This window comes from Xanthomonas sp. WHRI 6106, from assembly GCF_040202405.1.
Classification (GTDB): Bacteria; Pseudomonadota; Gammaproteobacteria; order Xanthomonadales; family Xanthomonadaceae; genus Xanthomonas; species Xanthomonas cannabis.
Genome location: NZ_JBEGFC010000006.1, coordinates 31,376 through 51,189, shown reverse-complemented (window position 1 = coordinate 51,189; position 19,814 = coordinate 31,376). Strand labels below are relative to the sequence as shown.

Genomic DNA, 19,814 nt, shown 5'->3' with positions numbered 1-19,814 from the left:
GCAGGGCGTCCTCAGAAACGCCACCAGGCGGCCACGAACGGCCCGCCTGCGGCAGCAGTGTTGCGCCCCATCACCGGCTGCTGATAGCCCAGCTGCCACTGACTGCCGCCCGGGGCGGTGTACAGCGTGGACAGCTGCAGCTTGGTCAGGTCGTAGTTGGTGCCGGTGGCGACGAAACCCACACCGCCCGCAGAGCCTGCGACATCGAAGTTGTTACGTCCGTTGCCCAGCCCCTGGATGACGTTGAGCTCGCCGAGCAGCAACCAGCTCGGGGTCAGGCTCAGACCGGTGGAGGCATCCACGCGTACCTCGTCGGAGGCCGCACTGCCACGCAGGCGCACCGCGCCACCCAGATCGACATAGCCGTTGCGTCCGCCCAGCGTGTACCCGCGGCCACGGCTGTAACGCAGCTCCAGCCCGTAATCGCCCAAACCCAGCGCAGGATCGGTGTTCGCCTGGGGATTGTTCGGGTGGTAGGTCTTGCTGCGGCCATACGCCGGGATGCTGACCAGCCCCTGGACCGAGCTGCGCCAGACATCGTCCGGCGCGCTCGGCAACGCATAGCGCAGGCCGACTTCCTGATCGGCAAACCCGGTGGTGCTGGTCTGCTGACGGCCGCGGCCACTGTCATGGCTACTGAAACCGACATCGCTGAAATAGAAATTGCCGATGACGCTGAGCCTGTCGGTCAGCCCATGCTCGACGTAGACATTCAGCTGGTCCTGGCGGCTACGCCCGTTCCCGTCGAATTGCTGGCCGTCACCGAAGGTGGTGCGGTGATGGCTGTCGTCGAACCACCCGCGGCCATCGCTATGCAGCGCCTTGACGATCACCAGCGTGTCGCCCTGCGGTTGCGTCCAGGCGCCGGCGAGCGCAGCGCCCGGCAATGCGGCCAGCGTGCAGCCCAGCGCCAGCGCCGACAGCGCGGCCAGCGGCTTGCGGCCGAGGGAACGAAAAGAGGCCGACGGCCGGGAAACCGGACTGGACTGTGCAGGGATAAGGCACGACTGACGTACCCGCGCGCGCGGGTCGATCTGTAAGGACATTTGTACGTTTCCTGATGGGGGACCCGTTAGGGACAGGAAGCACTGACTGGATCACACTTCGCCGCGCAACGTATCACAGTTACGACTGGCTCCCCGTCACGGATTTATCACTAATTTAACGGACCGCGCGTCATGCCCGACGCACCAACCGCGGTAGCTGCGCGGCCGCATGCGCCCAGATCGCCAGCCACACGCCAACCCGGGTCAGCGGCCCGCGCTGGGCGGCTTCGAACTTGCGGAAATAGCGCCACAGACCGCGGTGTTTATGCCATTCAACGAAGTACGGGCGGGCTCGGCTGGAGACGCCGCGCACGTGCACCACCTGCAGATCGTTGGCCACCGCGACCAGCGCGCCGGCCTGACGGGCACGCCGGCACAGGTCCAGATCCTCGGCATGCAGCCGGTAATGGCCGTCCCAGCCGTCCAGCCGGTCGAACAGGCTGCGCTGCATCAGCATCAGCGCACCGGAGATTGCATCGACCGCCTGCAGCGCCTGCGACGGGTCGGCCGGCATCGCCAGCTGGGCGGCGGCACGCGGCGCGCGCAGCATGGCGGCAAAGTCGGGGTCACGGCGGCGCACTGCGGCGTCGGGGCGGCCCTGTTCGTCCACCTGCTCCACGCCCAGCAGCACGGCAGCATGCCCGGCCGCGCGCGCGCACAACTGCACCAGGGTGTCGGGCTCGACCATCAGATCCGGGTTGATGAACACCAGCCAGGGCGCCTGCGAGTCGCGCGCGCCCTGGTTGCAGGCGGTGGCAAAGCCGGGGTTGTCCGGGTTGGCGATGAAGTGCACGCGGGCGTCGGCCAGCGCGTGCCGCTGCACCACGTCCAGGGTGTCGTCGCTGGAGGCGTTGTCGACCACCCGGATCTCGCTGATGCCCTGGGCCGCGCGCAACCGCGACAGGCAGGCATCGATGGTGCTGCTGCTCTGGTAGGTGACGACGACGGCGGCGATCTGGACTGGAGTCATGCGGTCATTATCCGGTGCGGGGCCACCGCCGCGCCATCGCGTGTGGCGCCTCGGCATGGCGGCGTGCCGCAGCAGCAGGCATACTGCGCGCCCGACAGCCGCCACGCGGCCTGCGTCGGCGCCGTCCGCGGCACCCCCACTTGATCCTCAGAGATGACGGCCAGCGACCTTCCGGTTTCGCGCTGCCCTTTCATTCCATGCAGTGCGACCGCCTGATGGCGCCCGCCCTGCACCGACGGCCCGGCAGCGCCGTCCGCAATGCCGGCATACGCGCCGGGCTCATCGGATCGGCCTCACCCCGTTGGTCTATACCACTCGATCTCCCCATGGCTTGCGCGTGGAGCCTGCAGCCGTGAACGCGCCGCATCAGGTCCATGGCATGAGCCTGGCGCTGGCGCCGCCCGACTGGCCGGCACTGACCCTGGAGGAAATCCGGCGCGTGCTGCAGCGCCTGCCCACGCTTGGCGGTGCGCAGGACGTGCAGTGGCACAGTGCGCGCCCGTTCTCTGCCGCCGCCCGCGTGGAAACCGCCACCGGGCCGGTGATCGTCAAACGCCACCATCGCCGCGTGCGCAGCGTTGCCGCGTTGCGCGAGGAGCACGCGTTCATGGCGCATCTGCGCCGGGCCGGCGCGCCGGTGGTCGAGGTGCTGCACGCGGCCGACGGCCAGACCGCGTTTGCCCACGACGCCTGGGTCTACGAAGTGCAGCGCGTCGGTGCCGGGCACGACCTGTATCGCGATGCGGTGTCGTGGACGCCGTTCATCGACACCGCCCACGCGCACGCCGCCGGCGCGGCGCTGGCGCAGCTCCACCGCGCTGCGCGGGGCTTCGCTGCACCCGCGCGTTCCAGCGCCGTGCTGGTTGCCAACCTGCAGGTGTTCGCGCAGGCCGAGCCACTGCCGGCGCTGCAGCGCGCGCTACCGACACGGCCGCATCTGGCTGCGGCCCTGCACGGGTATCCCTGGCAGCGTGACCTGGCCACCCACGTGCTGCCCTGGCATGCACGTGCCTGGCCCTTGCTGTCTGCACCGGGTGCCATGCCGCCGCTGTGGACGCATGGCGACTGGCACGCGTCCAACCTGCTCTGGAACACCGACCACGGCGACACCAGGGTCAGCGCGATCTTCGATTTCGGATTGAGCGATCGCAACAGCGCGCTGTTCGATCTGGCCACGGCCATCGAACGCAACCTGATCCCGTGGCTGCACCTGGACACCGGCGCACGCGCGCAGCCCGAGCTGGCGCAGCTGGATGCATTGCTGGATGGCTACGCAGCGCATTGCCCGCTCGGTGCCGCGCAGCTGCGCTGCCTGGCCGCGCTGCTGCCGATCGTGCATGTCGATTTCGCGTTGAGCGAGATCGACTATTTCGCCGGTATCACGCGCTCCGCCGACAACGTGGACATCGCCTATCACCGTTATCTGCTCGGACATGCGGACTGGTTTTCCAGCGCCGATGGCCAGGCCCTGCTCGCGCATTTGCATGCGCGCGCGCACCGCTCGCCCTGAGCGGTTTCCCTTTTTCCATCGAGCCTTGCCCATGTCCTTCGCATCCATTCGCCTGCTGTCCCGCCGCCCGCTCACGCTTGCCCTGGCGGTGTGCCTGTCCACCCCCGTCCTGGCACAACAACAACCCGACAGCGCAGCGGTGGAACTGGACGCGGTCAACGTGCTTGGGCAACGCAACGAGGCAGCCACCGCACTGACCGGCTTCGGCGCCACCCGTCTGCTGGATGCGCCCGCCTCCATCGCGGTGATCGACCGCCCGCAATTGCTCGATCGCCAGGCGCGCATACTCAGCGAGGTGCTGCGTGCCGACGCCTCCGCCGGCGATGCGTATGCGCCGATCGGCTATTACGAAAACTTCGTGGTGCGCGGGTATTCGCTTAATGCCGCCAACAGCTACCGCATCAATGGCCTGAGTGCGGTGGGCGAGCAATCCATCGCGCTGGAGAACAAGCAGCAGGTACAGATCCTCAAAGGCCTGGCCGGGCTGCAGTCCGGTGTCAACGAACCGGCCGGGCTGATCGACTACCGCACCAAGCGGCCCGAGCGTGTGCGCAGCGTGACCCTGGGTACCGACGAGCAGGGCTCGCGCTATGTCGCGGCCGACCTGGGCGACTGGTTCGGTGCCGAGCGCAGCCTGGGCCTGCGCGTGAATGCCGCACGCGAAGACATCGATAGCTACGTCGATCATGCCGACGGCTACCGCAATTTCCTGTCGCTGGCGGGCGACTGGAAGATCACCCCGCAGTCGCTGCTACAGCTGGACGTGGAATACCAGCACCGGCAACAGCGCTCGGTGCCCGGCTATCAATTGCTCGGCGGCACGCAGGTGCCGCGCGATATCGACGTGCACCGCCTGCTCGGGTACCAGCCCTGGTCACGCCCGGTGGAAATGGACTCGCTCAACGCGCAGCTGCGCTACGCCTATCAGTTCAACGGCGACTGGCGCGCCACCGTCGACGCGTCGCGCAGCCGCTCGACGATCAACGATTTTTCCGCGTTCGCCTGGGGCTGCTACGGCGCGGCAAGCTGCGCGGATATCGCCACGCCAAACTTCTTCAGCGCGCAGGGCGAGTACGACGTCTACGACTACCGCAGCCCGGACGACACCCGCGTGCACGACCAATTGCGCGCCACGCTGGAAGGCCGCGTGGTCACCGGTGCGCTGGAGCATCGCCTGAGCATCGGTGGCGACTGGCTGCGCCGCACCATCGACCGCTTTGGTTCGGTCAACGAATTCGTCGGCAGCGGCAGCATCGACCGCGACCCGGAAGTCTTCGCGCAGACCGACGTGCCGCTGGACCCGAAACAACGCCGCCTGGACAGCCGCCAGCGCGCGCTGGTGCTGGCCGACCGCATCGGCCTGGGTGAGCAGTGGGAGCTGTCGTTGGGCGCGCGCGCAGTGCGGCTGGACGAACGCGCGTTCGATCGCGACGGGCTGTTGGAACGCCGCACCCGCAAGGACGCGGTGTTGCCGCAGGCGGCGCTGTTGTTCAAACCGCAGCAGAACGTGTCGCTGTATGCCAGCTACGCCAAGAGCCTGGCCGCCGGCGGCACCGCGCCGTGGTTTGCCGACAATGCCGACGAGATCCTGCCGCCCACCAGTGCGTATCAGCTGGAAACCGGCGCCAAGATCGACCTGCAGGGCCTGCGCCTGGGCGCGGCGCTGTTCGACATCCGCCAGGCCTACCAGTTCACCCAGCCGCAAGCCGACGGTGGCCTGCTGTTCGTGCAGCAGGGCCGGCTGCATAACCGCGGCCTGGAGCTGTCGGCCGATGGCGCGGCGACCGAGCAGCTGCGCCTGTTCGCCAGCATCGCGACCATCCGCGCCCGCGCAGAAGACACCGACATTGCAGCGTATGAGGGCCATCAGGCCATCAACGTGCCCAAGCTGCGCGCCAGCGTGCAGGCCGACTACAGCGTACCTGGCGTCGATGGGCTGGCGCTGCTGGCCGGCGTGCAATACAGCGGGCGCAAGTTTGCCGACCGCCTCGGCAGTGCCAGCGTGCCCGCCTACACGGTGGCCAATCTGGGCGCGCGCTACGCCACGACGCTGGGCACACTGGCAACGACGTGGCGGGTGAACGTGGACAACGTGTTCGACAAGCGCTACTGGCGCGATTCCGGCGAATACCAGGGCGATGCATATCTGTTCCCGGGCGCACCGCGTACGGCGCGGCTGACCGTGCAGGTGGATTTTTGAGGTCTGCTGTCTCCCCCATCCGCCCTTCGGGCACCTTCCCCCGCAAGCGGGAGAAGGACGTCGAAATCACCTGTGCTTGGCGCACCCTGATAGACGTCGGGCAGCGTGTTTCAAGCACTGGCTGATGGCAGCAGCTGACAGCACTCCTGCGCGGCCGCCATTCGGGTGGGCGCCAGGCTGTGTCAGCCGCTCTTGAGGCAGGAGCTCGGCGGTGAGGACGCTGTTGGGTTTCCATCGCATACAGGCTCGGAGTCGCGCAGCATCCACTTGCGACTGCAACACGGTTTTGCACGGGTTGCACCTGTTCCCTGTTCCCTGTTCCCCGCTCTCCACTATCCATCAGGCATTGCATGTCGTTGCTCGAATCCATCGCTGTCGTGATCAACCTGCTGGGCGTGTGGCTGACCGCGCGGCGCATCCGCTGGTGCTGGCCGGTGGGCATCGTGGCGGTGGGCTTGTACGCGTGGCTGTTCTACCAGTGGAAGCTGTACTCAGACATGCTGCTGCAGGGCGTGTACGTGCTGACGCAGCTGTATGGCTGGTGGCAGTGGCAGCGCGGCAATGCCACGGACACGCGCATCCGCCCGTTGCGGATGCCGCAGCAGGAACTATGGATCTCGCTGGGCATCGGTGCTGCGTTCGCTGCGGGGTTGGGCGCGTACATGCATCACCGCACCGACGCCGCACTGCCCTGGCTGGACGCGGCGCTGGCCAGTTTCAGCCTGGTCGCCAGCGTGTGGGCCGCGCGCAAGCGCATTGCCAACTGGGTGTTGTGGATCGCGCTGGATTGCGTGTATGTCGGCGTCTTCGTCAGCAAGGGCCTGTACCCCACTGCCCTGCTCTACGCCGGCTTCGTGGCGCTGGCGGTCTACGGGTGGCGCAGCTGGAAACCCCAACAGAACCGGAATCCGGCGGCGCTGCGCTGAGTCCGGCGCGGTTTGCTGGCGCGTTCTTCTTTACCATCGGCGCATGCACGACTTTCAGCCTGTTGCCTTACCGATGCGTCAACTCCTTGCCGGGCGGCACGCCGCATGAGCGCCTCGCGCCAGCACGCCATCACCGAGATCATCTCCGCGCAGATCGCTGCCGGCGAATGGGGCCCTGACCAGCGCCTGCCGGTGGAGCGCGAACTCGCCGAGCGGTTCGGCTGCACCCGCATCACCTTGCGTGAGGCCCTGCAGCAACTGGAAGCGCAGGGACGCATCTACCGCGAAAACCGCCGCGGTTGGTTCGTCAGCGCGCCACGCGTGCGTTACGACCCCACCAGCATTGCCGGCTTCATGCAGTACGTGGCCGCGCAAGGGCGCAAGCCGCGTACCGAGCTGCTCAGTGCGACCCGGCAACCGGCCGGCGCCGCCTTCGCCGCCGCGCTGCGCCTGGCGTCGCCCTACGAGGATGTCTTCGTGCTGCAGCGCCGGCGCTGGATCGACCGCCGCGCGGTGCTGCTGGAAACCAATGTGGTGCTTGCAGCGTGGGCGCCGGGCCTGCTGGAACACGATCTGGCCGGCTCGCTGTCGAGCGTGTTCAACCAGAAGCTGGGGCTGTTCCTGAGCCGTGCGCAGGTGTCGATGCATCCGGCCGGCCTGGATGCCACCCAGGCGCTGCTGCTGCAGTCCACCACCGGCACGCCCTGCTTCCGCCTGCAGCGGACCAGCTTTGCCGAGGACGGCCGCGCGGTGGAACTGGATATCGAATCCTGGCGTCACGACGCGCTGGAGGTGGTGGTGCGGACCGATGCGCCGACGCGGGATGCGCTTTAGCGCCGGGAATCGGGAATCGGGAATCGGGAATCGGGAATCGGGAAAAGCATGCGCTGCTATCGGCAGTGTTGCGTGTGTCTTGGTGATTATGGTCATGCAGCTGACACCAGGCGGCGAGCGGCGCAGATGCGGATCGCTGTGCCGTCTGCTGTACCGGGCAGCTGCGTGTGCTGACCACTGCGCAGTGGTTTTGCCCTTGCATCTTCTTGCGTGATCGCGACGTCTTGTCCGTCATCGCGACGTCGCTGCGCCACCGCCGGCATGCATGGAAGGCGTTGTTTGCGGGCGGCTAGGCGTCGAACAGCAGGCGTTGTGGATCGGGGGGCGGCAGTTCGGCCAGCAGCCGACTCAGTTGTTCGCGTTGCGCACGCAGCGGGTCGTGCATCAGGAAGTTGGCCAGGCGGGCATGCCAGGCCGGCCAACGCGTGGCCAGTGCATCCATGTCGCCATCGGCCGGGCGGCCTTCGTGCGGCGACGCGACGAAGGCGGTGTCGCACAACACATTGCGCCAGCCCAGCCCGCCCATGCGTAGGCTGAGGTCCACCAGCGCGGCGTACCACGAGCCGTAGCTGCTGGCATCCAGGCCGCCGGCCTTGCGTCGCGCGGTGCCGCGCAACAGCACCGCGTGGCCGACCGCCGAAGGCAGCTCCGGGTGCAACGGCGGCATGGCCGCACAGGCAGCGGCCAACCGTTCCGGCGCATCCGGCAACGGGTTGAGTTCGCCCAGCCGCGGCCAACTGCAGGCTTCGCCCACGTTGCTCCATGGCGTGGCCGTGGCGATCGCCGCATCGCGCGCAAAGCACGCGCTCAACTGGCTCAACCAGCCCGGAAATGGGCAGGCATCCACGCCCAACACCACCACATCGGCGTCGCCGCAGGCGCTGAGCATTTCATCCAGATGCGCCACCTCGCCGAGCATGCGTTGGCGACGGGTGTGATGGGCCTGCAATCGAGTGCGTGCCAACCAGTGTTCGATCACCGCACGCCCGCGCGGGCCGGCCTGCGCATCGTCGGCCAGCCACACCCGTGTACCTGCGGGTGTGGCCACATCCAGTGCACCCAGGCACGCGTCCAGCGCCTCGTCGTCGGTGCCAATCGGCACCAGCACGACGGGCAGTGCTGCACTCATTGCGGCTTCTGGCTGGGTTTCAGCGGCTCCATGGCCTTGAACTTCTGGCCGTATTCGTCGGTGAGATTGCGCGCTTCCTGCGGGTTGCGCACGATCGTGGGAGTGATCAAGACGATGACTTCACGGCGGTTGGTATCTTTATTTTTCTGACCAAACAGGGCGCCGACAACCGGCAACTTGCTGAGAAATGGCACGCCAGCGCTGATATCGGTCGTACTGTCGTCGATCAGGCCGGCCAGCATCATGGTGTCACCACTTTGCACTGCCGCCTCGGTTTTGACACGACGCGTATTGATATCGACATTGCAAGCAGCGCTGTTGACGGTGGTTGTGGCTGCTGCCGTACACGCTTGAGGCCGTGCGCCCGGGGTGCTGATTTCCTGCACGATATCCAGGAACACCATGCCGTCCTTGGTAACGCGTGGGCGCACCTTCAGGATCACACCGGTATCGATGTATTGCACCGACGAGAAACTACTGTCGCTGCCCAGGCCAGTATTGATCGACGTGGAATTGATCGGAATGCGTGAGCCAACATTGAGCGTGGCTTCGGCGTTGTTTCGCACAAAGACTGACGGTGTCTGCAGCAGTCGCAAATTGGTGACCGTATCCAGGGCACTGATGACTGCTGCAGCATTCTTGCCGAGAAACGTCCAGCCCACGCCGCCGTTGGTGACGGTACCTGCAATATCGCCCCAGATGCCGCGTCCTACAGCGGGTGGCAGGCCAGGCCCACCGGATGTCACTGGCACGCTCACTGCATTCTCGAAATACCAATTCACACCGTACTGCAGCGCACCCGTCAAATTCACCTCAGCCACCTGTGCCTCGATATGCACCTGCATCGGCATCACGTCGAGTTTCTCGATGACATCGCGGATGGACGTCCATGCCTGCGGGGTGGAGCGCACCAGCAAGGTGTTGGTTTCGGCCACTGCCGACACGCCGACCTTGTCGCCTTGCACTTCCAGCGTCACGGCGCCATTGCCATTGCTGCGCGGCGACAGCTGCAGGCTGCCGTTGCCCAGGCCGCCGCTACCGCTGCTGCCGCCACCCATGGCGCTGCTACCGCCGAAGCTGCCCGAACCACTGCCATCGCCGCTTTCGCCGACGCTGCCACCGGTCAGGCCGGAGCTGCCGCCCATCGTGCTGTCGCGATTACCCAGCTGACCGCCGAGCACGCTGCTCTCGGCGCCCGGCGCCAGCGAGGCATTGGAATCGCCACCGCTACTGCGGCCGCCGAACACTTCCGACAACCGATCGGCCAGGTCCTTGGCCTTGATGTACTTCAACTCGTACGAGAACAGCCGTACGCCGCCGCCGGCGCTGTCGATACGGTCCAGCCACTGCTGGATCTGGTCCAGGTAGCGCGGCTGCGGGGTGATCACCAGCACGGCGTTGGCGTTTTCCAGCGGCATGAAACGGAACATGCCGGCGCTGGGCGTCTTGCTCTGTTCGCCGAACACCTTTTCCAGGTCGGCAGAGACCTTCTCGGCCTTGCCGGACTGGATCGGGAATACGCCCACCGACATGCCCGACAACCAGTCCACGTCGAAGATCTGCACGGTGCGCAGATAGTTTTCCAGCTCGGCGCGGGTACCACCGAGGGTGATGACGTTGCGCGCGGGGTCGGTACCGACGATGGCATTCGGCCGTGCATAGGGCTCGAGCACTTTCTTCATTTCGCTGGCGGAAATGAACTTCAACGGCACCACGCGCACTTCGAACCCGCGTGCGGCCGACGGCGATGCGGTGCTGGGCGCGACGGTGCCGGCCAGTGCCTGGTCGGCCGGCACGATGTTGTAGCGGCCACCGCTGAACACCATGCGGGCGTTGTTCCAGCCCAGCACCATCTCCAGCAGGTTGAGTGCCTGGGCCGGCGAGACCGGGTTGGGCGTGGCCAGGGTCACGGTGCCCTGCACGCCCGGCGCGATGACGTAGTTCTGGCCGAGCATGTCGCCCAGGATCGCCTTGACCACGGCCTGCACCGATTCGCCTTCGAAGTTGAAGGTGGCGCTGCCACTGCTGGCCATGCCCAGCGTGGGCGCCGGCGCGCCAGCCGCACTCTGGTTGATCATGGTGCCGCTGCCGCGGCGGATCACCGGGCTGGGCTTGGCGTTGGCATCGCCGTCGGCGCGCTGTTCGGCGGGGGTCTGGGTGGCGCCGGCAGCGCCGACTTGCGGGTCCAGGCGCGCGTCGCGGCGCACGTCCGGTGGCGGAGTGGTGGCGCAACCGGCCAGCAGGCCAATCAGCAGGGACACGGGAAACAGGCGCGGCGTCATGCGTTCACTCATTGGGTCTGACCGGGGGTAGAGCCGCTCTGGCGCTGCTGTTGCAGCTGGCGGCGTCGGGCTTCGATGCGTTCGCGGATGGCACGCATCTGATCGTCGGAGGGGCGTGGGGCTTCCTGGGCGCCATCGCTGCGCTGCGGCGGCACCGTGGGCGGGGCCTGCCCGCCGGGCTGCGGCTGCGGCGGGGTGGCCGGCTGCGGCTGCGGCGGTTGCGCCGTGGCCGCAGGATCCGCTGCGTCGGGCGAGGGCAACGGCGGGGTGGCGCCCGCAGCCCCGCGCGCGGCGGCATTGGCGGTGGGCGGCTGCCCGCCCTGGCCGTTGAACACGTGCAGTTCCAGGGTCTGGGTGCCGCCGGGGCCTTCGATGGTGGCACTGCGCGGCTGCAGGGCCAGCAGGCGCCAGCCCTTGACCGCGTCGCCGCCGAGCTGCACGCGCACCGAATCCTGCGGGTCCAGGGTCAGCGTGGCCATCTTGAAGTTTTCCGTCAGCAGCACGCCGGTCAGGCGCACCGTCGAGGCCGCGCCGCTGCCATCGTTGCCGGACAGGAAGAACGGATGCGGCAGGCGGTCCTCGGCGAAGGCCGGGTGCGCGGCGATCTCCGAATATTTCTCGAACGCGCCCAGCCGTTCCGGCGCCGGTGCCGGCAACGTGGGCAGGCGCTGCACCAGCGCCGGGTCGTCGGGCAGCAGCTCCACGCGCTTGCCCAGGCCGGCCACCGCCAGGATGCACACCAGCAGCGCCCAGCCGACCACGGTGGCCAGCAACCAGGTGCGTAAACCGATCAGGTCAAGGCGCATTGCTGGCCTCCCCGGCGGCGGCGGGCGCGGCCTCGGTGTTCAACGGTGCGGCACTGGCGCCGGGGCGCAGGTAGCCGGCCAGTTCGAAGGCGATATCCAGCCCGTTGCCGCTTTCGTTGGGAGAGAGTTGGTAGCGCTGCGCCATGACATTGAGGTTGTCCACGAACAGCCGCGGCGTGCCGTTTTCCAGGCTGTACAACACCGAGGCCAGCTCCGGCGTGCCGCAGCGCAGGCGCACCTGCACCGCCACGCGGGTGAAGCGGTCCTTGCTCTCCGGCTGCAGCGGCGAGCGGTTGCTGATGGCACAGCTGCGGTTACCAGGGCTGGCTTCCACCACCGCGCGTTCCAGCCGCTGCACCAGCCCGGCCGAGGCCAGCTCGGCGGAGGTTTCCGGCAGGAACCCCGGGCGGCTCTCCAGCGTCTGGCGTGCCTGCCGCAGCCGCTTGCTGACTTCCGGCGCCTGCTGCAGCTGCACGCGCACGCGCAGCTCGCGCTCGCGCAGCGAATGCAGGTCGTCCTGCACGGCGATCATCGGCTGGGTGAACCACGGGTGCACCAGCACCAGATACGCCACGCCCAGCACCAGCAGCAGCAACCCCAAAGCGATCCAGCGATCGCGCTTAACGCTGCGTGGCATCGGCCGCCTCCTTGGCGTCGGGGCCGGCCAGCTCGGCAGTGATGGTGAAGCGGTCGACGTTGCGACCGGCATCGCTCTGCAGCACGCCGGTCAGCGAGGGCGTGCGCCATAACGGCGAGCCTTCCAGACGGCGCACCAGCGAGGAGGCTTCGTTGCTCAGGCCAATCAACTGCAATTGCCCGCCTTCGACCGAGAATTTTTCCAGATAGGTGCCACCGGGCAGACGCCGGCTCAGCTCGTCCCAGATTTCCACCGAGGTCGGACGCGTGGCGCGCTGTTTCTGGAAGAAATTGGCGCCTTCGACCAGGTCCATCAGCTGCTGCCGTTCGGCGGCCACCTGGCGCGCACGCGCGGCATTGGCCTGCACCTTGGCGCGCAGGTCGTCGGCCGCCTGACGGCGGTTGTCCAGCAGCAACCAGCCGGCCACTGCCAGCAACACCAGCGCGGTGGCGGCAAGCATCAGGTTCCAGCGCTGCATGGGGTCGCTGCGCCGCAGCCGGCGCGCCGGCGGCAGCAGGTTCACCCCCAGCGGCACGCCCTGGGTGTCGGCCACGTCGATGCCGGACAACGCGCTGGTCCAGGCATCGGGCACGCCGGCCGGGCCGTCGATCATGCGCCGCGGCACCACCACCAGTTCGGCATCGAGCTGGCCGTCTTCGCGCACGTCGAGCACGCGCGCATCGAAATACACCTGGTCGGCCGTGAACGGGGTCTGCCGGTCGATCTCGAAACGCGCCACGTCCTGCAGGCGTGCGGCGGCGGCGGCCGGCAGCCGCAAGGGGCGCCGCAGCGCATGCGCCGACGGCAGCAGCCAATGCCGCGGCAACCCATCCAGCGCGCTCGGCAGCACGGCGTTGACTTCCTGCGGCTGCACCGGCCACGGCAGGCTGGCGACCGCCTCGCGGCTATGGTCGCGCTGGCGCAGCAACTGCAAGGTATCGCCATCGAGCTGCAACAACAGGCGTGCCTGCGACAGACCCAATTGCCATTGCCACCGTTGCGGCAGCCAGGCCAGCAGCGATTGTTGCCACCAACGCCAGAAGCCTCCGGCGCCCGGCATGGCGCGTACGCCGATACGACCCAAGGTATCCCGCCATGCGGTCATTGCACTGCTGCTCCCTCTTCCCAACGCAACACGGTGTAGGCCGATCCCGGTACGGCGGACGCGCTGGTGGACACGACCGCCCGCAACACAGCCTCGCGTCCCTGACTCAGTCGCGCCCGGCTCTCGATACTATAAGTGTCAGAGCCACCGACCGTCGCCTCGCTGCCCGGCAAACCCAGCGGCGCGTCACGCTGCGCCAGCAGTTGCCGCGCATCCAGGCCCATTGCGGTCAACACCGGGCCGGGCGCAAAGCGCGCTTCGGGGCGCGAGCGGCCGCTGTACAGCGTGAGGTTGGGCAGCAGCTTGCGATACAACGCGCTGTCCATGCCCAGTACCAACCGCAGTTCGCCCAGGGTTTCGAAGGGGCTGTCCTTTGCGCCGTACGGCAGGCCAGCGTCGGCATAGTCGCGGTCTTCGGCGCCACCGCCAGGCTGGCTCAGCGAGTCGCCATCGCGCCAATCGACGATCGCGCCGGCAATGCGCGTGTCGCGGCCCTGTTCGCCGCCCACCGCACGCACCAGCCCGGCCAGCAGCGCCGGCTCGGCCATGTTCAGATCCACCTTGCCGCTTTCGTCAGTGATGCGGATCTCCACCGTGGCATCGTCCAGCTGCCAACGATAGCGCCGGCCGTCTGCGCGCCAGCGTGCCTGGGTATCGGTGCTTTGCAAGCGCGAAAGTGCGTATTCCAGGCCAGCACGCGCGTATTCCTGCGCCTGCGCGCCGTTGCGCAGCATGCTGCCCTGCAATGCTTCCACGCGGGCGGTGAGCGCGAACGCACCGATCATCGCGGTGAGCAGGGCAATCAGCCACAACACCAGCACCAGCGCCGCGCCGCGCATCCGGCTCATTGCCCTGCTCCGGGGTTGCTGGATTGCGGCAGCGCCACCACCAGCGACGGCCATGCCGCATCGCCGCTGCGGATGTCGATGCGCACCAGCAGCGGCAGGCGGTCGTGCCATTCCCACTGCGGCAACCACGCGCTCAGGCGGCCGGTCTGCGGGTCCATGCCGCGATAGCGGAAGCTCACCTGCTGCACGTCCTGCGCCAGCGGCTCCGGCGGCAGCGCACTGCCTTCTTCGATCGACTTGCCCGACTGCAGCATGGTCAGGGCAATCTGCAAGGTGCGCTGCTCGCCGTCGCCGACCACCGCCAGGTCATGCAGATACGGGCCGCCGCGCCCCAGGTAATCCGGCACGTCGGCGGCAAAGCGCATGCGCCGCGGCTCGCCGACGAACAGCATCGGCTGCTGGCTCTGCGGGTCGATGCTCATCGCCAGCGGCAACGCGGCCGCCAGACGGCGGCGCAGGAATTCTTCCACCGCGCGCACGCGCTCGCTGCGCTGGGCAATCGCCTCGCCGCGCTGACTCACTGCGCTGGCCGAGCGCAGCGTGGCAAAGGCCAGCGCCAGGCCGCCAACCAGCAGCATGGTGGCCAGCAGCACCTCGATCAGGGTGAACCCTGCACTGCGCGAACGGCGCATCAGGCGCCGTCCTGCGCGGTGGCGGCCACCAGCCGCAAGGTGCGCCACTGCAGCATCTGATTGGGCTGCTCGCCCCAGCGCACCACCAGGGTCAGTTGCAGCAGCTTGTGCGCGCCCGGCGCGACCGGCGCCTGCGGGTTGCGCCGCGGCTCGTCGTAGGGGCGCACATCCATCGACCAGCGGAAATGCCCGTTCTCGAAGCTGCCCTGCTGCTGCTCGGGCACCAGCGGCTTGTCCATGCCCTGCAGGGCGAGCAACGATTGCGCGTGCAGCGTGGCGCGGGTGCTGTCGTCGGCCGCACGCACCTGCCGCGCCGCACCCGACAACGATCCCAGCAACAGGCTCAAGGCCAGCGCCAGCAGCGCGAAGGCGACGATCACTTCGATCAGGGTGTAACCGCGCTCACGCCTCATGGCGACGGCGTCCGCAATGGGCCCGAACGCACTTCGCCGGTGATCCAGCCCACATCCACGCGCCAGCGCGCGTCCTTGACCTGCAGATCGATGCGGCCGCCGGTGGAGGCGCCGTCGGGAAAGAACTGGATGGCGCCCTGGTCTTCGCGCGACTGCACCTGGCGCGCGCCGGTGAAACGCACTTGCAGCGAGGACGGCAGATCGCCGCGATGGCCGCCGGGGGCTTCCCAACGACGTTGCAGCGGGTCGATCAGGAACCGCTGCGGCGTGCCGGTAGCAATCGCCTGGGTGCGCGTGTAGCGCAGTTGCGAGGCGATCGCCTTGCCGGCGGTGCGCAGGCGCATGCCGTCGATGCCGCCGTTCAATGCCGCGGCCGCGAGCACGCCGGCCATGGCGATCAACGCGATGACCAGCAGCATTTCCAGCAACGATGTGCCACGCGTGCGCGGACGACCAGGGCCGACCACTTCATGCCGATGACGCAACGGCTGACACGCAACGCGCATGGCGAGGGCTTATTGGTACTTGATGTCCGAATCGTAGCTGCTGCCGCCGGGCTTGCCGTCCTTGCCCAGGCTGATCAGATCGAACGGCTGGCCATCGCCGGGCACGCGGTATTCGATGGTGTGGCCCCACGGGTCGTTGAGCTCGACCGGCTTGGCGTACGGGCCCAGCCAGCCGCTGCTGCCACCGGGCTGGGTCACCAGGTCATCGAGCTTGCCCGGCAACTTGCCGGTGTCGAGCTGGAAATTCTCGATCTTGCCGGCCAGGGTCTGGATCTGCGACTTGGCCAGATTGGCCTTGCCGCGATCGGCACCACCGAGCACGCGGCTACCGACCAGGGTGAGCACTGCACCGATCAGCACGATGACGATAATGATTTCCAGCAGGCTCATGCCGGCCTGGCCTGCGCGCGACGGACTACGGGTGATGGAGCGCTTGATCATGAACGATTTCCTTGCACGTCGATGAAGGATGCTGCCGCCAACAGAGGACACGGCGGCCATTGCAGTGGTTCCCGCATGGGTGTCGTGCGGTCACCGGAAAGTTGTCGTGAAGCCGTTACTGCGGTCAGGGAGCTGTGCATTGCCACCGAAGTGTACGAGCGATGCGTACCGATGCCGAGCCCCGCTCGGGTCCGGCTGACGGCGCTGCAGCGATGTTGGTCATTGCGCTCAGCCGATCGCATTGGTGAGGTCATACAGCGGCACCAGCACCGAGATGATGACAAGCCCCACCACCGAGGCCAGCACCAGCGTGATGAAGGGCACCAGTGCCGCCAGTGCGCGATCGATGGCTTGCGCGGTTTCCAGCTCGAAGGTGTCGGCGGTCTTGAGCAACATCGTGTCCAGCGCGCCGGATTCCTCGCCCACCTGGATCATCTGCAGCGCCAAGCGCGGAAAGCGCTTGCCGCGCGCCAGCGACATTGCCAGGCCATGCCCGTTCTTGACGTCGTCGGCCGCAGTGGCCACATCGTCGACCAGCGCCAGGTTGGACATGACATTGCGTGCGATGCCGATGGCCGCCAGCAACGGCACGCCATTGCGCAACAAGGTGCCCAGCGTGCGCGTCAGGCGTGCGGTTTCCAGCCGCGCGATCAGGCTGCCGACCACCTTCTGGCGCAGCAGCCACTCATCCAACGACGCACGAAATGCAGCGTTGCGGCGCTTGCGATCCAGCCAGAGCCCAAGCACGCCGGGCACCACGATCAGCACGATCCACCAGTCGCGCACCAACAGGCCGACGCTCAGCACCGCTTGCGTGAACCAGGGCAAGGCCACGTCCAGGCTTTCGTACATCTGCGCGAACTGCGGCACCACGTAGCCCAACAGGAACAGCAATGCGCAGCCGACCACCGCCAACAGGATGGCCGGGTAAATCAGCGCGTTGATCACCTTGCCCCTGAGCGCGCGGCTGCGCTCCAGGTAATCGGCCAGCCGCTGCAGCGTGTCCTGCATGCTGCCGCCAGCTTCGCCCGCGCGCACCATGTTGATGTACAGCTTGGAGAACAGCCCATGCTGGCGTTCCAGCGCCGACGACAGCGGCGCACCGCCACGCACGGTGTCGCGGATGTCGCCGATGACGCGCCGGCTTTTTTCGTCTTCGGGCAGATCCATCAGGATCGACAGCGCGCGATCCAGCGGCTGCCCGGCACCGATCAGGGTGGACAGCTGCTGGGTGAACTGCACCAGCGCCGCATTGTCGAATGGCTTCTTGCGCAACAGCATGCGCAGCGATGGCGAATCGTTCTCACCGGTGGCCAGGCGTGTTTCCACCGGCAGATGGCCCTGCTCCTGCAGGCGCAACGCCACCTCGGCATCGCTGGACGCTTCCATCTGGCCGTCGAGCATTTCGCCGTGGGCGTCGAGCGCCTTGTAACGGTAGAGCGGCATCAGGAATGACCGGGACCAGGGACACGGGACACGGGACACGGGAAACGCAGCACGATGCAGCACTGAGACTTGGCAGCGCGTTGGTCGGCGCATGCGGCCTCACCAACAGCGCCGTTGACGAGGCTGTTCCCGGGTCCCGACAGCAGCACTCCACTGCCGCACCGAACCGCGCCAGCGCCTTGGTCAGCGAATACGAAGCACCCCACTGGGCCCTTGCCTTGGCTGTTCCCGGGCCCCCGGTCCCGGGTCCCCGGTCCCGGCCTTCTCACGCATCCTCCGTGACGCGCAGGACTTCTTCGATGGTGGTTTCGCCACGCAGGGCCTTGGACAGGCCGTCTTCGTACATGGTGCGCATGCCGGCCTGGCGTGCCAGCTGTTCGATCTCGCCCATGCCGGCGCGGCGCATCACCGCACGCCGCAGTTCGTCGTTCATGACCAGGAACTCGACGATGGTGGTGCGGCCCAGGTAACCGGTGGGTGCGGCGGCGGAGGGGCGCGGGCGATACAGGTAGATCTCGCCCTCGGGCTGCAGGCGGCGCAGATCGAACTTGTCGATCTCCTCCGGCGATGCGGCATAGCATTCGGCATTGGCCAGGTCCAGTTTGCGGACCAGCCGCTGGGCCAGGATGCCGTTGATGGTGGAGGTCAGCAGGTAATCTTCCACGCCCATGTCCAGCAGGCGGGTGATGCCGCCGGCGGCGTTGTTGGTGTGCAACGTGGAGAGCACCAGGTGGCCGGTGAGCGCGGACTGGATCGCGATGCGCGCGGTCTCCAGGTCACGCATTTCGCCGATCATGATGATGTCCGGGTCCTGGCGCACGATGCTGCGCAGCGCATTGGCAAAATCCAGCCCGATCTGCGGCTTGGCTTGGATCTGGTTGATGCCTTCGATCTGGTATTCCACCGGGTCTTCGACAGTGATGATCTTGACGTCGGAGGTATTGAGCTGGCTCAACGCGGTGTACAGCGTGGTGGTCTTGCCCGAGCCGGTGGGGCCGGTGACCAGCATGATGCCGTGCGGCTGCTCCAGCACCTTGCGGAACTGCGGCAGAAACTCTTCGGTGAAGCCCAGCTTGTAGAAGTCAAACACCACCGTTTCGCGATCGAGCAGACGCATCACCACGCTTTCGCCATGCGCGGTGGGCACGGTGCTGACGCGCAGGTCCAGCTCCTTGCCCTGCACGCGCAACATGATGCGGCCGTCCTGCGGCAGGCGACGTTCGGCGATATTGAGCTTGGCCATGATCTTGATGCGGCTGATCACCGCGGCAGTGAGCTTGGCCGGCGGGCTCTCGCCCTCCACCAGCACGCCATCGACGCGGTAACGCACCTTGAGCCGGCTTTCGAACGGTTCGATATGGATGTCGGAGGCGCGCAGTTCCACCGCGTGCTGGATCACCAGATTCACCAGCCGGATCACCGGCGCTTCGGAGGCCAGATCGCGCAGCGCTTCGATGTCGTCGTTACTGTTGGCATCGCCATCGGCGGTTTCGACAATGGTGCCCATCGCGCTGCGGCCCTGGCCATACCAACGCTCGATCAGATCGTCGATTTCCGAACGCAGGCCGACCTGCAGGAACAACGTGCAGCCGGTGGCAAGGCGAACGGCATCGACTGCGTAGTCGTCGTACGGGTCGGCGATCCATAGCTCCAGCCGGCCATCGCGTTCGCCCACCGGGCACAGATGAAATTGCTTGAGGAAGCGCAGCGACAGGCCCTGCACCTCCGGCAGCATTTCCGGCGGGGTATCGCCGAGTTGGCGCGCATCCACCAACGGCAGGCCGAGCACATCGGCGCAGGTCTCTGCGTGATCGCGTTCGGACACCAGGCCCAGACGGCCGAGCAGGGCCAGCAGACCCATGCCTGACTCGGCCTGCAACTGGCGCGCGCGCAGCAGGTCGGAGTCTTTCAGACGACGGCGTTCAAGCAGTGCTTCGACGATGCGCGTTTCGGCACTTCGCTGCTCAATTGGATCGACGGCAACCGCGTTCACACTCGTCTCCACTGGTCCGTCGCCGACTGTAGCAGTTTGCCGCGACGATCAACCGCACGCATCTGAATCCCCCTGAAAAACGATGCCCCC

The 19,814-nt window shown here is 67.3% G+C and carries 18 protein-coding genes; 4 read left to right on the top strand and 14 right to left on the bottom strand.

What is annotated here, in order from left to right; translation table 11 throughout:
* Window positions 1–11: 11 nt before the first annotated feature.
* Window positions 12–1,046, bottom strand: a complete 1,035-nt coding sequence (locus tag ABQZ09_RS10630) for a hypothetical protein (protein ID WP_184552915.1) — start codon at window positions 1,044–1,046, stop codon at window positions 12–14.
* A 130-nt stretch (window positions 1,047–1,176) separates the two neighbouring features.
* On the bottom strand, window positions 1,177–2,016 hold the full coding sequence (locus ABQZ09_RS10625; protein ID WP_039408301.1) for a glycosyltransferase family 2 protein: 840 nt from the start codon (window positions 2,014–2,016) through the stop codon (window positions 1,177–1,179).
* A 352-nt stretch (window positions 2,017–2,368) separates the two neighbouring features.
* On the opposite strand from ABQZ09_RS10625, the gene ABQZ09_RS10620 reads away from it, so the two are divergent.
* The 4 genes from ABQZ09_RS10620 to ABQZ09_RS10605 all read left to right on the top strand — a co-directional run bounded on the left by ABQZ09_RS10620 (window position 2,369) and on the right by ABQZ09_RS10605 (window position 7,486).
* Window positions 2,369–3,526 carry a phosphotransferase enzyme family protein gene (locus ABQZ09_RS10620; RefSeq protein WP_184552917.1) on the top strand — a complete coding sequence of 386 codons (1,158 nt, stop codon included), beginning with the start codon at window positions 2,369–2,371 and terminating at the stop codon, window positions 3,524–3,526.
* Window positions 3,527–3,557: 31 nt separating this feature from the next.
* A complete protein-coding gene (locus ABQZ09_RS10615) occupies window positions 3,558–5,726 on the top strand; it encodes a TonB-dependent receptor (RefSeq protein WP_349776854.1) in 2,169 nt (722 codons plus the stop codon).
* 350 nt (window positions 5,727–6,076) lie between these two features.
* Complete coding sequence (gene pnuC / locus ABQZ09_RS10610; protein WP_349776853.1) at window positions 6,077–6,652, top strand: nicotinamide riboside transporter PnuC; 576 nt, start codon at window positions 6,077–6,079, stop codon at window positions 6,650–6,652.
* Between the two features lie 105 nt (window positions 6,653–6,757).
* Window positions 6,758–7,486, top strand: a complete 729-nt coding sequence (locus ABQZ09_RS10605; protein ID WP_349776852.1) for a UTRA domain-containing protein — start codon at window positions 6,758–6,760, stop codon at window positions 7,484–7,486.
* A gap of 289 nt (window positions 7,487–7,775) precedes the next feature.
* Here ABQZ09_RS10605 and ABQZ09_RS10600 read toward each other — a convergent pair whose 3' ends face one another.
* From ABQZ09_RS10600 to gspE, 12 genes are all read right to left on the bottom strand, one after another.
* Entirely contained in the window at window positions 7,776–8,615 is an 840-nt protein-coding gene (locus tag ABQZ09_RS10600) for a glycosyltransferase family 2 protein (RefSeq protein WP_349776851.1), read from the bottom strand.
* Window positions 8,612–10,909, bottom strand: a complete 2,298-nt coding sequence (gene gspD, locus ABQZ09_RS10595; protein WP_184552927.1) for a type II secretion system secretin GspD — start codon at window positions 10,907–10,909, stop codon at window positions 8,612–8,614. Before gspD ends, ABQZ09_RS10600 begins: the two co-directional genes overlap by 4 nt.
* Window positions 10,906–11,703 (bottom strand): type II secretion system protein XpsN, encoded by a 798-nt coding sequence (xpsN, locus tag ABQZ09_RS10590; protein ID WP_184552929.1) that lies wholly within the window; start codon window positions 11,701–11,703, stop codon window positions 10,906–10,908. Before xpsN ends, gspD begins: the two co-directional genes overlap by 4 nt.
* The gene (gene gspM / locus ABQZ09_RS10585; RefSeq protein WP_349776850.1) at window positions 11,693–12,340 is read right to left on the bottom strand and encodes a type II secretion system protein GspM; all 648 of its coding nucleotides are present in this window, start codon (window positions 12,338–12,340) and stop codon (window positions 11,693–11,695) included. Before gspM ends, xpsN begins: the two co-directional genes overlap by 11 nt.
* Window positions 12,324–13,445 (bottom strand): PilN domain-containing protein, encoded by a 1,122-nt coding sequence (locus tag ABQZ09_RS10580; protein WP_039408326.1) that lies wholly within the window; start codon window positions 13,443–13,445, stop codon window positions 12,324–12,326. The genes gspM and ABQZ09_RS10580 overlap by 17 nt, the downstream gene beginning before the upstream one ends.
* Window positions 13,442–14,293, bottom strand: coding sequence for a type II secretion system minor pseudopilin (locus ABQZ09_RS10575; RefSeq protein WP_039408329.1), 852 nt, complete (start codon window positions 14,291–14,293; stop codon window positions 13,442–13,444). The genes ABQZ09_RS10580 and ABQZ09_RS10575 overlap by 4 nt, the downstream gene beginning before the upstream one ends.
* Window positions 14,290–14,925 carry a type II secretion system protein J gene (locus ABQZ09_RS10570; protein ID WP_349776849.1) on the bottom strand — a complete coding sequence of 212 codons (636 nt, stop codon included), beginning with the start codon at window positions 14,923–14,925 and terminating at the stop codon, window positions 14,290–14,292. The genes ABQZ09_RS10575 and ABQZ09_RS10570 overlap by 4 nt, the downstream gene beginning before the upstream one ends.
* The gene (gene xpsI / locus ABQZ09_RS10565; protein ID WP_228314333.1) at window positions 14,925–15,338 is read right to left on the bottom strand and encodes a type II secretion system protein XpsI; all 414 of its coding nucleotides are present in this window, start codon (window positions 15,336–15,338) and stop codon (window positions 14,925–14,927) included. Before xpsI ends, ABQZ09_RS10570 begins: the two co-directional genes overlap by 1 nt.
* Window positions 15,335–15,844 carry a type II secretion system protein XpsH gene (xpsH, locus tag ABQZ09_RS10560; RefSeq protein ID WP_228314332.1) on the bottom strand — a complete coding sequence of 170 codons (510 nt, stop codon included), beginning with the start codon at window positions 15,842–15,844 and terminating at the stop codon, window positions 15,335–15,337. The genes xpsI and xpsH overlap by 4 nt, the downstream gene beginning before the upstream one ends.
* 9 nt (window positions 15,845–15,853) lie before the next feature.
* Window positions 15,854–16,285, bottom strand: coding sequence for a type II secretion system major pseudopilin GspG (gene gspG / locus ABQZ09_RS10555; protein ID WP_039408341.1), 432 nt, complete (start codon window positions 16,283–16,285; stop codon window positions 15,854–15,856).
* 228 nt (window positions 16,286–16,513) lie between these two features.
* Window positions 16,514–17,731, bottom strand: coding sequence for a type II secretion system protein XpsF (xpsF, locus tag ABQZ09_RS10550; RefSeq protein ID WP_039408345.1), 1,218 nt, complete (start codon window positions 17,729–17,731; stop codon window positions 16,514–16,516).
* Between the two features lie 265 nt (window positions 17,732–17,996).
* A complete protein-coding gene (gene gspE / locus ABQZ09_RS10545; RefSeq protein WP_349776848.1) occupies window positions 17,997–19,724 on the bottom strand; it encodes a type II secretion system ATPase GspE in 1,728 nt (575 codons plus the stop codon).
* Window positions 19,725–19,814 lie beyond the last annotated feature (90 nt).